This window comes from Alterileibacterium massiliense, assembly GCF_900104645.1.
In the GTDB taxonomy this organism is placed as follows: Bacteria; Bacillota; Clostridia; order Peptostreptococcales; family Anaerovoracaceae; genus Alterileibacterium; species Alterileibacterium massiliense.
In genome coordinates, this window is the sequence record NZ_FNWE01000002.1 from 718,860 (window position 1) to 732,029 (window position 13,170).

Genomic DNA, 13,170 nt, shown 5'->3' on the forward strand with positions numbered 1-13,170 from the left:
TTTATTTAAGAAATTAAGAGAAAGGAGGAAAAAGTGAGGAATTTTGAAAAGATAACAGCACTCTATGAGAGATTAAGTCGAGATGATGAACTTGAAGGAGAAAGTAACTCAATCGTTAATCAAAAGAAAATCCTTGAAGAATATGCAAGTAAGAATAATTTAACCAACATCATCCATTTTACAGATGACGGAATAAGCGGGACACAGTTTGATAGACCAGGCTTTATGGAAATGATGAATGGAGTAAATACTGGAAATATCGGTTGTATCATCGTAAAGGATATGAGTAGACTCGGCAGAGATTATCTCAAAGTCGGTCAATGTATGGAGATACTAAGACAAAATGGCGTAAGACTAATCGCTATCAATGACAATGTAGATAGTTTTTACAGAGAAGATGATTTTACCCCTTTTAGAAATATCATGAACGAATGGTATGCAAGAGATACATCAAGAAAAATCCAATCGACTTTCAGGTCAAAAGGCGAAAGTGGGAAACATACTGCAAGTACACCGCCTTATGGCTATATCAAAGATGAAAAAGATAAAAACAAGTGGATAGTAGATGAAAAAGCAGCAGAGATAGTAAGGCGAATATTTAACCTGACCATGCAAGGAAATGGTCCGTATCGAATAGCAAAGATATTGGAGAGTGAAAAAGTAGATATACCAGCCTATCATCAACAGAAATTAGGCTATGGACTATATCAAAGCAAAAACTTTGAACATCCCTATCGTTGGTGCAGCTCAACCATAGCAAGCATTTTAAAGAAACAGGAATACTTGGGACATACAGTCAATTTCAAAACAAGAAAACACTTCAAGGACAAGAAAAGCAAATATGTATCCGAGGATAACTGGCTTATTTTTGAAAATACACACGAGCCAATTATAGATCAAGAAACCTTTGACAATGTGCAAAGGATAAGAGGAAATGTAAAAAGGTATCCTGACGGTTGGGGAGAATATCACCCACTCACAGGACTGATGTATTGTGCAGATTGTGGAAGTAAAATGTATGTTCATAGAACAAGCAATTACAAAAATATACCCTATTACACTTGCAGTGCCTATACTAAAACACCTTGTGGCATGCTTTGTCCATCAGCACACAGAATAAAAGCGGAAGTAGTCTTAAATTTAATACAAGACACACTAAAAGATATTAAAAAATACCTTGATGAAGATAATGAAGCCTTTATCTGTTCCATTCAAAATGAAATGGAAGAAAAAGAAAAAATAGAGATAGAAAAGAAAAAGGTAAGATTAACGGAAAGCCAAAACAGACTTAGGGAACTCGAACGACTTATGTGCAGAATTTACGAAGATATGATCCTTAACAAAATACCAAATAGCAGATATGAGATACTAAACAATCAATATGAAACAGAGCAGATAACTTTAAGCAAAGAGATCAAAGATTTAGAGCAGCAGGTATCAAGATATGAAAAAGAAACAGACAGAGCAAGAAAATTTATATCTCTTATCAGTCGTTATGAAAACTTTGATGAACTTACAACTACAATGATAAATGAGTTTGTAGAAAAGATTATCGTACATGAAAGAGATAGAAAAGGAAGTCAGACATCAAAGCAAAAGATAGAAATTTACTTTAATTTCATAGGTAATTACGAACTACCACAGGCGGAGTTAAGTGATGAAGAAAAACAAAAACTTGAGGAAGAAGAAAGAAAAATCGAAGAAAGAAAAGACAAGCTACATCAAAATTACCTGAAACGAAAAGCAAGCGGAAAACAGAAAGAGTATGAGGATAAATATAAGGCAAGAAGGGAGCAGAAGAAACAAGAGAAATTAAAGGTTTTGAAAAGAGAGGGGATACCGGCAAGAGATTTTCAGTAAAGGCAAGAGATTTTCAGTAGAATATTGTGGATTGACTTTGAGGTTAGATTATGCTAAAATAAAGTAAACGGTGTTATCTTAATTTGGGAGGTGAAACTTACTGAGAGACAAAGATGTTACAATAAAGAAAATATTAAAAAGTGCAAAAAGCGAGTTTACAGAGCATGGATTCGAAGAGGCTTCTATTCGCACTATTGCTAAAAATGCAGGAATTACACCTGGTGCAATATATAAGCATTTTAAATCTAAAGAAGATATTTTTAAGGTACTTGTAAGTCCTATACTTAATCACTTATACAGAAGAAGTAAAGAATTGACAAATCAAGCGATTGAAGAAATTAAAGTAAATGGTTTACAAGCTTTTGGAGAAAAATCTGATGATAGTAATAGGGAATTATTGGAATTTATTTACCAAAACGATCCTATAGTTAATCTTTTGTTTAACTGTTCTCAGGGTACGGAATTTGAATCAATTCGTCATGATTTAGTGAATCTTGAAGTGCAGGGTGCTAAGAAATTGATCGAGGTTCTTAAAGAAAAAAAGATTGAAGTAAATGATTTGAATGATGATGAACTTCATGTTCTTTATACAATGGCATGTACACCTTTATTTGAGGTAATCACACATAGGTATTCATATAATGAAGCCTTGAATTTTATCGATATGATGGAGGCAGCAATGAATTTTGGTTGGAGGAGGATTATTAAATGAAAACATAATATAAAATTAAAAATAATAAATTTTGAAATCGGGTTAATCCCGATTTTCTGCGTTTTATGGAAAGTAAACAAAAATAAGAAAAATTTACCAGTAAAGATTATTTTGAATCAATCATATTGCAACTGGTGAATAAATATAAAAATTTAAATGGAGGTATTCAAATGAATGAATCAAAATTAAAAACAAAAGATTTAGTTAACATCGGCATTTTTTCAGTGATTTATATGGCGTTATCCATGGCGGTAATGTTTATTCCTGTGTTTTCTCCGATACTTTGGTTATTATGGCCAGCAATGACAGGCATAATATGTAATTTTATTTACATGTTGTTGGTCTCTAAGGTGCCAAAACCAGGAACGGCTTTACTTTTGATAGCAATTACAGGGATTATATATTTTGCTATAGGAGAATGCACTTTTACAATTGTCATAACTTGCGTTATTGCAGGGGTTTTAGCAGAAATTACTAGAAAAATTTTGGGATATAAAAGTCAAAAAAGCGTAATAGTATCTTCAGGATTGATTTGCATTGGGTTGATTGGCTCACCATTGCCTATGTGGTTGTTCCAAGAATCTTATATGAAGTCTATTATTAAAATGGGAATGAGTCCAGAATATGTAAATAAATTACAAACTTTAATTTCAATTCCAACACTTATCGGGATGATCATTACTGCATTTATTGGAGGAGTCATTGGTGCATATATAGGTAAAGCAATGTTCAAAAAACGTTTTGAGAAAGCTGGAATTATGTAAATGGAGGGTATTGTAAGAGGCATTATAAAGCTAAATCCACTAACTGAAATCATTTTTTTGATTTCAGTTAGTATTATTAGCTTTGCAAATAATAGCTTAAAATTAGATTTTTTTATTCTTTTAATTGTTGCTATTATAGCGTTATTTATGGGACTTGTTAAAATATCTTTAAAGGCATTATCTATGTTTGTATTATTACAGGGATTGAAATATTTTGTTTTGCCGATTCTACCAGATGTCATATCAGCACATTTTGGATTATTGGTGATTCATGCTCCTAAGTTAATACCGATTTTTTTAGTTGGTCAAATTCTTGTAAAAACTAATCCTATACGAAATATTATGTATGCCTTAAAAATGATGCATTTTCCAAAAAGCCTAATTATTTCTCTAGCAATAGGCATCAGATATTTTCCATCTTTAAGAGAAGAAAAAATATTAATCTCAGATGCAATAAAAATAAGAGGCGTGACTGGATTTAAAAAGATACAATTAGGACTAATATCATTAATAGTTACAGCTTCTAATACCGCAGATGAATTAGCTCAGGCTATTACAGTAAGAGGAATAGAAAATCCTGCAAGAAAGACTTTTATGGATGATGCAGGATTTAACATTTGGGATCTAATAATTATTCTATTATGCATTCTGATGTTCTTTAATTTAAAGTTCAAGTTATTTTTATAAGAGGTACGAAACATGATTAATATAAATGAAGCTTCATATTCCTATAAGAGAAGCTTAGAAGAACAGTTAAAGAAAATTTCAATAAAGATTAATCAAGGAGAAGTTATCTTATTATGCGGAAAATCTGGTTCTGGGAAAACAACTATAACAAAATTAATCAATGGATTGATTCCTCATTTTTTAGAGGGAAATTTATTAGGAAATATTTTTATAAATGGGATAAACACAAAACAAATGAAGATATATGAAATTTCTGAAAAAGTGGGAACAATTTTTCAAAACCCCAAAACACAGTTTTTTAATTTAGATTCAGATAGTGAACTAACATTTGGATTAGAAAATTTAGGTGAAAACCCTGATAAAATAAAAAGACAAGTTTTTAAAGTGGTACGTGATTTGGGAATTGAAAGATTAAAAAACAGAAATGTTTTTATGATGTCAGGTGGAGAAAAGCAATTACTTGCTATTGCATCTATTTATGCTACCAATCCAGATGTATATGTGTTTGATGAACCTTCTGCAAATATTGATGAGTATGGCATTGAAAGAATAAGAGAGATGCTTATAAATCTTAAAACTCAGGGCAAGACAATTATTATTTCTGAACATAGACTCTATTATTTAATGGATTTAATTGATAGAGCTATTTATTTACAAGACGGAAAAATAAAATATGTTTTTTCAAATGTGGAATTTTCTTCAATTAGTGATGACTCACGAAAGAAACTAGGACTTAGAACTTTTGTAAGAAAGAAAAATGATGATTTTGCAAATCCTGTCACATTTTGTGAATCTGATGACTTTGTAGTTTCAAATTTAGAATATGAAAATAAGAAACAAAAAATTTTAGATAAGATAAATATTTCCGGAAACAAGGGAGATATTATTGCAATAACAGGTAAAAATGGTCAAGGAAAAACAACATTAATGAGAATTTTGTGTGGACTGTTGAAAGAAAACGAAGGAAAAATAAGCTATAAAGGAAGTCCCATAAAATATAAAAAACGAAGAAAACTTTGTTATATGGTTATGCAAGATGTAATTCATCAGTTTTTTTCGGAATCTGTAAGAGATGAATTTAGTTTATTTGATTCTAAAATAGATGAAAAGCAAATAGATAATATTCTAGAAAAATTAGATCTTAAAAAATTAGATCATCGTCATCCTATGTGCTTATCAGGAGGTCAAATGCAGAGACTTTCTGTAGCATTGGGGATGTTAATGAATAGAGAAATTATTATTTTGGACGAACCAACGAGTGGACTTGATTATACAAATATGCTCGAAATAAGCAAAGTCATTAAAGAATTTTCAAATAATAAAATTATATTTATTGTTACGCATGATAATGAATTGATTGATAGTACATGTAATAAATTATTGGAAATTTGCGATGGCAGAATAAAAAGATTTTATGAAAGAAGGTAAAAGATGGATATCTTAAAGGGACATAAAAGCAAGATTTTCGCAGCTGTATTCATTGCGATAATAGGAGTAGGATTTGGTGTAATACCTTATTTTTCTGTAGCAGCCATTATTAATAACTTGGTTGCAAAAAATACAAATTTAAATAATTATTATCCATATATTTTTGCTGTATTTTTGGGATTTTTAGCAAGTATATTATTTCATGAAATATCTACTATTATTTCTCATAATCTTGCCTACAGGATTATTGAAGATAAAAGAAAGTTATTAGCTGACAAATTAAGTAAAATTTCTATGGGAGAAGTTGAAAGAAAAAGCAGCGGACAGTGGTCTCAATTTATGGTGGAAACACTTGATAAAATGGAAAAACCGATTGCTCATGTGATTCCAGAAGTTATTGCTAATATATTTATTCCTATAGTATTGATCATAACAATTTTTATAATGGACTGGAGAATAGGAATTGCAAATTTACTTACAATTCCATTGGGATTATTGTTCTCAATGTTAATGATGCGAGGTTATGAAGAAAAATCTAAAAGATACCAAGAAGCAGCTAAAGCTATGAATACGACAATGGTTGAATATGTAAATGGTATTAAAGTTATAAAAGCATTTAATAAATCAGCATCATCATTTGGGAAATTTAGAAAGACTGTTGAAGAAAATAAGAACGCAATGCTTGATTGGTACTTGAGTGTTTGTTTTTCAATGACAGCAACTATGGAAACTATCCCGTCAACTATGGTATTCGTTTTACCAGCTTCCTTGTATTTCTTTATGAAGGGTAGTGTTGAAGTAGGGACTCTTATCATGTGTATATTGCTATCATATGCTTCATATAAACCATTAATAAAAGCTATGAGTCATATGGAAACAATAGCAAATATAAAAGTTGTATTTGAAGAAATAAAAAAGATAATGGAAATTCCTAACTTAAAAAGAGGAGAAGAAGTAAGAGACATAAAATCTTATGATGTAGAGTTTAAAGATGTTACATTTGCATATGAAGAGTCAAAGAATGTATTAAATAATATTTCGTTTAGAGCAAATGAAAATGAGTTAACTGCAATCGTTGGAAATTCAGGTAGTGGAAAGTCTACTATTACAAAACTAATCGCAGGATTTTGGAATGTTTCTAATGGAGAAATTTTAATTGGAAAAACAAATTTGAACGAATTGCCTTTAAAACAGAATATGGAGCTTGTTAGCTATGTGTCACAAGAAAACTTTCTTTTTAATAAAACAATATTAGAAAATTTAAAGATGGCGAAGGAAGATGCGAGTATGGATGAAATTAAAGAGGCTTGTGAAAAAGCGAGTTGCTATAATTTTATAAAGAGCCTACCAAATGGATATGAAACTATTGTAGGAAAGGGAGGAGCAAATCTTTCTGGAGGAGAAAAGCAAAGAATTGCAATAGCTAGGTGTTTTTTAAAGAATAGTCCTATTGTACTACTTGATGAAGCAACAGCATATTCTGATCCTGACAATGAATCAGTTATTCAACAGTCTATTGATAAGTTAATTAAAGATAAAACAGTGATTATGGTAGCTCACAGGTTATCTACAATTGTAAATGCAAATAAAATAATTGTGGTGGATAATGGAGAAGTAATTGAAGAAGGCACTCATAAACAATTACTAGAGTTAAATGGGAGATACAAAAAAATGTGGGATGTATATACAGAATCTAAAGAAATCGAGGTGATATAAAGTGAGAGAATTGATAAAAACTTTATATGAGGTGTCAGGGTCATATTCAAATAAAATAACAAAAATGCTTATTTTTGATATATTTAAGGGAGTATTTGAAGGAGTTTCTTTAGGTGCAATTCTATTATGTTTGACCAAAATTTGTGAAAATATATTCACGAACCAAAGCATTTTAATGAAAGATGTGTATATTGTTTTTATTATTGCAGCTATAAGTGTGGTGGGAAAAATTATATTTGGATATCTGGCTGATAAAAACAAATATATTGCTTCGTACAATTTAGGAGCAGAAAATAGATTATATATTGGTGATCGTTTAAAAAATGTAAACATGGGATATTTCAGCACAAATTCTTTAGGGAATATAGCAGGAGCATTGTCAACTGTTATAGGTGAACTTGAAACAATAGGAGTTTTTATTATTGAGCAAATGCTTGTAGGTACAATACAGACATTAATTATGGTTATTTTCATACTACCTTATGATTTTGCAACAGCTATAATTATATTGTTGACTTTGATTGTTGGAACCTTAGTAAACTTATTTACACAAAAAAGCACAGATCAACTAACAGAGAGATTGTTAGGACTTAAATTGGATTTAAGTGAAAAAATGCTTGAGTATGTAAATGGGATAGGAATAACTAAAGCATTTGGAAAAGATCAAAATACAGTTAAGGAACTAAACGAAAGTATTACAAAAAGTCGCAAAGGCTTCCTTGCTGTAGAAAAAATTTTAGTTCCAACACAGTTTTTATTCTTGTTAGTATTTAAACTTGGTATTTGTGTGATAATTTTTAGTTCTATCATAAGATATTTATCAGGGGATATTGAAGTTACTAAAGCTATTATATTAATTGTTATGAGTTTTGTTGTTTTTTCTGGATTTGAATTAGCAGGAAGTATGCAGAGTATTAAGGGTGTTGCTGTACGAAATCTTAATACTGTTATAAATTTAAGAAATTTACCTGTAATTGAAGAAGGTGAAATGACAGAAGTAGATAAAGCAGAAATATCAATGAACAATATTTCATTTTCTTATGGAAAAGAAAATCTTTTCAATAATCTAAGTATGCTTGTTCCAGATGGAAAAACAACTGCTCTTGTTGGATTTTCAGGAAGTGGTAAAACAACACTTTGCAATTTAATGGCGAGGTTTTGGGATGTAAATTCTGGCGAAGTAAAAGTTGGAAATCTAAATATTAAACAGTACAAGTATGATGAATTGCTTTCAAATTTTAGCTTTGTTTTTCAAGACGTGTATCTTTTTGATGATACCATAAAAAACAATATTAAGTTTGGTAATCCAAATGCAACAGATGAAGAAATGATAGATATTGCCAAAAAAGCTCAGTGCCATGATTTTATTATGAAATTGCCAAAAGCTTATGATACTGTTTTGCAAGAAGGGGGTTCAAACCTATCGGGAGGTGAACGCCAGAGAATATCTATTGCGAGAGCTATGTTAAAGCCAAGTAAATTTGTAATTCTTGATGAGGCAACTTCAAGCGTAGATCCAGAAAATGAAAAACAATTATTGATTGCTTTGAAAAACTTATTAAAAGGCAAAACTGTTATTGTAATTGCACACAAGCTTTCTACTGTAAAAAATGCAGATCAGATAGTTGTTTTAAAAGACGGTGTTATAAAACAAGTAGGAACACATAGTGAACTTGTATCTAAACATGGAATATATAAGGATTTTATTGAAATCAGAAAACAATCTGAAGAATGGGTAGTTTAGAAAGGTTTGATATATGAATATTAGATAGATGTAAGAAACGGGGGAGTAAGATGAAAAAGACTTTTCATATAGAAGAAAGAAATAACAAAAAATTCTTCTTGCCTTATAGTTTCTTATTATCTCAAGCAACTAAATATATCTAAAGAAAAGATAGATTCATTTCTTTTCGGAGGACTATTTACACCAAAGTGTAGAAGTCCTCCTTTTTTTATTCTCAAAACCAAAACAGAGAACTTAAAAAGGAGGATGACTAAGTGGCAAAGAAAGAATATTACCTTTATGTAAAAGGCAAAGCCGTACCTGTAAGTGAAGAAGTCTACAAAGCCTATTGGAAGATAACAGAGCATGAAAAGTATCTCCAAAGAAAAGATTGGAAGCATAATGTAATACCATTTTCGGCACTGGATCATGATGGACACTTTGTAGATAACATCATAGATGAAAAGATAGACTTAGAAAAAATTGTAGAAGTAAAAATGCGAATTGAAGAACTTCATAGAGCATTAAATACTCTTACAAAAGAAGAACGAGAACTAATGGAAGCCATCTTCTACAAAGAAGAAAGTCTAAGGTCAATCAGCAGAAGAGAGAAAGTTACACATCAAGCAATCAGTGGGAGGAGGGATAGGATTTTAGAAAAACTGAGAAAGATTTTAGAAGATAAAATCTAAAAACTTGGAAAGGTTAAGTGTCAAAAAAGGTGCTTAACCTTTCTTTATGGAAACAAGCAGATACCAAAACGGAGGAATTAAAAATGAAGAAAGAAAAAACATTACAGGAAGTACAGGAACAAATTTCTGAACTTCAGGAAGAAAGAGAAAAGTGCGATGTAAAGCTGAAACAATTACAAAATCAAGGCAAAAAATTAGAAAAACTGGCAAATGAAAAGGAACGAAAAAGAAGAAATCACAGGCTCATACAAAGGGGATTGATAGTAGAAAGGGTCATTAAAAATCCTCTAATATTTACCAATGAGGAGATAGAAAAACTGTTAAATATCTCTACTCACACAGAAGAATACAGACAAGCCTATGAAGAAATGATAAATGGGAAAGATATGGAAGATGAAACGGACATAGAGTAGATAAAATAAAAGACCTTAGTTTTTTCAGAAGCTCCCTGCAAGGGCAAAAAGCTCCGCAGGACGCAAAGCACCCTTTAGGGTGTATAATTGCGCCCTTAGTAAACTAAGGGATTTTGGCAAGTCTTTGAAAATCCAAAACTTAATAAAAACATACGGATAAAGCAGATAGGAAAAGATACAAAAAATAACCTGTCTGCTTTTTCCTTTACCTGAAAACAAACAAAAAATGAAAGGAGCTTAAAAGTGGCAGAAACATTTCACTTTAATATTTCTATGATAAGCAGAGGAAAAAGTAAATCGGCAGTTGCAAGTGCAGCATATATCTCTTGTGAGAAAATCAAAAATGAATGGGACGGAGAAGTTCATGACTATCATAATAAAAAAGGACTTTTACATTCAGAAATCTTCTTGCCGGAGAATGTCCCTATAGCATTAAAAGATAGAACTACATTATGGAACAGCGTTGAACTAAATGAGAAAGCAAGCAATGCACAGCTTGCAAGAAATTTTATCATTGCTCTACCAAAAGAATTATCCTTTGAAGAAAACAAGAAACTCATTACCGACTTCATACAAGAAAATTTTGTATCAAAAGGAATGATAGCAGACCTTGCAATTCATGATGAAAGTGCTGAAGAAAATAACAATATCCACGCTCATATTATGACTACTCTTAGACCGATCAATGAAAAAGGAGAGTGGCTGGCAAAAAGCAAAAAAGAATATGTTCTTGATGAAAAGGGAGAAAAGATAAAACTAAAAAGTGGTAATTACAAAACAAGAAAAGTAGAGCTGACAGATTGGAACGATAAAGGCAATGCAGAGAAATGGAGAGAGAATTTTGCAAGTCTTTGTAATCAGTATTTAGAAAAAAATCATCAGGAAAAGAGAGTAGATCATCGTTCCTACAAAAGACAAGGGATAGAAGAAATCCCAACCATTCACATGGGAGCAAGTGCAAGTGCCTTAGAGAAAAAAGGAATCGAAACCGACAAAGGAAACATCAATAGAGAAATCAAAAAGCATAATTTCTTAGTAAAAGCCATCAAGAACAAGATAAAAGAAATTACCTCTTGGATAGATGAGTTACTTGGAAACCTGCAAGCAAAATACGATGAGTATAAACAGACTAAAAAAGATGAACTGGAGAATAAAGCAGAACTCTTTAACCTCTATGAATATATTTCTATCTATAACGAGATACAGGGAGAAAAAACAAAAAATCTATCCTACTATGGACAGATAAAAAAGGGAAATGCAGACCTAAAGAGATTTGTAAAAGCAATCTACTATCTAAAAGATAATCATCTTCAAACCATAGCAGACCTACAAGAAAAAGTCTTTGAACTGGCAAAGCAAAGTAAAAAGATAAGTGAAGATATTCAAAGCAAAACCCAAAGAATAAAGGAGTTAAATCGTTGCTTTATTTGTGCAGACATCATCAAAGAAAATAAGGCGGTATATCAGGAATATAAAGATAAAACTTTTCTTAAAGATAAATTTTACAATTCACATAAAGATGAAATTGAAAACTACAAAAAAGCAAGAAAGACTATAGAAAAATTTACTGGAACATCAGCTATAAAGTCGAGTGATTGGCAGAAAGAAATATCAAGCCTTGAAAAAGAGATACAAGACTTAACTGAAGATAAAGCTAAAGTTCAAGACGAATTTAAGCAGATAGATCATATCAAATATGCAGTAAAGATTGTCAATGATGAGTATGGAATAGATTTATCTATAGAGATAGACAAGGCAATTAAGAGGGGAGATAAACCAAGTGTAATTGCACAACTGAAAAAATTTCAAGAGCAAGAGGAAAGAAAGGGTCAGTACAAACAAAAAGCAAAAGAAAAGGCTAAAGAAAATTATAAAAATAAAGGGGAGGAAAGATAAAAATGGCAGACAACAGAAGATACTATTGGTTAAAATTGAAAGAAGATTTTTTTACAGGTAAGAGAATCAAAAGGCTAAGAAAAATATCAGGAGGAGATACCTATACAATCATCTATCTTAAATTGCTTTTACTTAGCTTAAAAGATAGTGGGAAGCTGTATTATGACGGAGTAGAAACAGACTTTATCAAGGAGCTTGCATTAACGATTGATGAAACGGAAGATGATGTAATGGTTACAGTAAATTATCTTGTAGGACAAGGATTGATGGAGATAATCACAGAAAATGACGAGTATTTTTTAACAGAAATCCCAAGTCTTATAGGTTCAGAAACAGCGTCTACAAGGCGTTCGAGGAAATCAAGAGGACAAAAAGCGTTGCAATGCAACACTGGTGCAACATCTTGCAACCTTTTGCAACAAAACTGCAACGGAGAGATAGAGAAAGAGAAAGAGATAGATATAGATATAGATATAGAGTTAGAAAAAGAGGGGGAGAAAGAAAAAATATCCCCCTCCCTTTATGGAGAATATAAAAATGTTTCCTTAACTGATGAAGAATATGGAAAATTAAAGGATAAAATGCAAGGTCATAGGGATAAAATGATAGAGAAGCTGTCAACCTATATGCAAAGCACAGGAAGAAACTACAAAGACCATTATGCGACCTTAGTTCATTGGTATGAACAAGACAAAGGGAAATTAAAGGAAAACAGTAAATCAAAAGTATATACCTTTGAAGATTATGACAAGGGGGAACACCTGTAGACCTCGTATAAGACGGTGGAAAGGTGTTTTTAGAGCGTTAATGATAAAATAGGTATCAGACTATAGCTAAGTGTAAAATAGGGCTTAAAATTGCAGTATGGAAAAAATATCGTATTTATGATAAAATGATAATGATATGGTAATAAACTCAGTTATAAGGAGAGGATATATAAATGCGAATTCAATTTACTGTAACCGATGAAGAACTTGAAATTTTAACTAAAAAAGCAATAGAGGGAGGTTTCCCAAGCGTTACTGAATATTGTAAGTGTAGCAGTTTACAAGAAAATACAAGCTATGCTGACCTATATACTACCTTATTAAACAAAATTAGCTCTTTACCGAAAGGCAAAGAATTTGTTTTGAGAGAGTTAATCGCAACACCGCCGGCATTGATTGGCAGATGGTTTTATGAAAATGTAAATAAGAGACTTGTAAAAAATGTGGAACACATCGGAAAAGCTGAAGGCGGAGTAGAAAAATATAAAAGAATTTAGATAATGTTGGAGGTG

The 13,170-nt window shown here is 31.3% G+C and carries 12 protein-coding genes and 1 pseudogene; all 13 read left to right on the plus strand.

Annotated features, from left to right (window positions below; genetic code table 11):
• Positions 1-33 precede the first annotated feature (33 nt).
• The 13 genes and pseudogenes from BQ5371_RS05215 (at position 34) to BQ5371_RS05270 (ending at position 13,155) form a co-directional block, all read left to right on the plus strand.
• Positions 34-1,860 carry a recombinase family protein gene (locus BQ5371_RS05215; RefSeq protein ID WP_071132848.1) on the plus strand — a complete coding sequence of 609 codons (1,827 nt, stop codon included), beginning with the start codon at positions 34-36 and terminating at the stop codon, positions 1,858-1,860.
• 130 nt (positions 1,861-1,990) lie between these two features.
• Positions 1,991-2,113: pseudogene (locus BQ5371_RS07110) on the plus strand (TetR/AcrR family transcriptional regulator); the annotation flags it as partial.
• 60 nt (positions 2,114-2,173) lie between these two features.
• Positions 2,174-2,572 carry a hypothetical protein gene (locus tag BQ5371_RS05220; RefSeq protein WP_000184355.1) on the plus strand — a complete coding sequence of 133 codons (399 nt, stop codon included), beginning with the start codon at positions 2,174-2,176 and terminating at the stop codon, positions 2,570-2,572.
• Between the two features lie 170 nt (positions 2,573-2,742).
• Positions 2,743-3,336 carry an MptD family putative ECF transporter S component gene (locus BQ5371_RS05225; protein WP_002842188.1) on the plus strand — a complete coding sequence of 198 codons (594 nt, stop codon included), beginning with the start codon at positions 2,743-2,745 and terminating at the stop codon, positions 3,334-3,336.
• Positions 3,337-4,023 carry an energy-coupling factor transporter transmembrane component T family protein gene (locus BQ5371_RS05230; protein ID WP_000398547.1) on the plus strand — a complete coding sequence of 229 codons (687 nt, stop codon included), beginning with the start codon at positions 3,337-3,339 and terminating at the stop codon, positions 4,021-4,023.
• Between the two features lie 12 nt (positions 4,024-4,035).
• The gene (locus BQ5371_RS05235; protein WP_019132843.1) at positions 4,036-5,451 is read left to right on the plus strand and encodes an ABC transporter ATP-binding protein; all 1,416 of its coding nucleotides are present in this window, start codon (positions 4,036-4,038) and stop codon (positions 5,449-5,451) included.
• Between the two features lie 3 nt (positions 5,452-5,454).
• A complete protein-coding gene (locus BQ5371_RS05240; RefSeq protein WP_019132842.1) occupies positions 5,455-7,167 on the plus strand; it encodes an ABC transporter ATP-binding protein in 1,713 nt (570 codons plus the stop codon).
• A 1-nt stretch (position 7,168) separates the two neighbouring features.
• Entirely contained in the window at positions 7,169-8,911 is a 1,743-nt protein-coding gene (locus BQ5371_RS05245; RefSeq protein ID WP_019132841.1) for an ABC transporter ATP-binding protein, read from the plus strand.
• Between the two features lie 254 nt (positions 8,912-9,165).
• Complete coding sequence (locus BQ5371_RS05250) at positions 9,166-9,582, plus strand: sigma factor-like helix-turn-helix DNA-binding protein (protein ID WP_001074479.1); 417 nt, start codon at positions 9,166-9,168, stop codon at positions 9,580-9,582.
• Positions 9,583-9,665: 83 nt separating this feature from the next.
• Complete coding sequence (locus tag BQ5371_RS05255; RefSeq protein WP_009346081.1) at positions 9,666-9,995, plus strand: DUF3847 domain-containing protein; 330 nt, start codon at positions 9,666-9,668, stop codon at positions 9,993-9,995.
• Positions 9,996-10,238: 243 nt separating this feature from the next.
• Positions 10,239-11,891, plus strand: coding sequence for a MobQ family relaxase (gene mobQ / locus BQ5371_RS05260; RefSeq protein ID WP_071132849.1), 1,653 nt, complete (start codon positions 10,239-10,241; stop codon positions 11,889-11,891).
• Between the two features lie 2 nt (positions 11,892-11,893).
• Entirely contained in the window at positions 11,894-12,658 is a 765-nt protein-coding gene (locus BQ5371_RS05265) for a phage replisome organizer N-terminal domain-containing protein (RefSeq protein WP_071132850.1), read from the plus strand.
• 173 nt (positions 12,659-12,831) lie between these two features.
• A complete protein-coding gene (locus BQ5371_RS05270; protein ID WP_001222545.1) occupies positions 12,832-13,155 on the plus strand; it encodes a hypothetical protein in 324 nt (107 codons plus the stop codon).
• The last annotated feature ends 15 nt before the right edge of the window (positions 13,156-13,170 follow it).

Bases quoted from the DNA above. Each gene is read 5' to 3' on its own strand.
- BQ5371_RS05225 (WP_002842188.1), top strand. From the start codon at position 2,743: ATGAATGAATCAAAATTAAAAACAAAAGATTTAGTTAACATCGGCATT.
- BQ5371_RS05230 (WP_000398547.1), top strand. From the start codon at position 3,337: ATGGAGGGTATTGTAAGAGGCATTATAAAGCTAAATCCACTAACTGAA.
- BQ5371_RS05235 (WP_019132843.1), top strand. From the start codon at position 4,036: ATGATTAATATAAATGAAGCTTCATATTCCTATAAGAGAAGCTTAGAA.
- BQ5371_RS05240 (WP_019132842.1), top strand. From the start codon at position 5,455: ATGGATATCTTAAAGGGACATAAAAGCAAGATTTTCGCAGCTGTATTC.
- BQ5371_RS05255 (WP_009346081.1), top strand. From the start codon at position 9,666: ATGAAGAAAGAAAAAACATTACAGGAAGTACAGGAACAAATTTCTGAA.
- BQ5371_RS05265 (WP_071132850.1), top strand. From the start codon at position 11,894: ATGGCAGACAACAGAAGATACTATTGGTTAAAATTGAAAGAAGATTTT.
- BQ5371_RS05270 (WP_001222545.1), top strand. From the start codon at position 12,832: ATGCGAATTCAATTTACTGTAACCGATGAAGAACTTGAAATTTTAACT.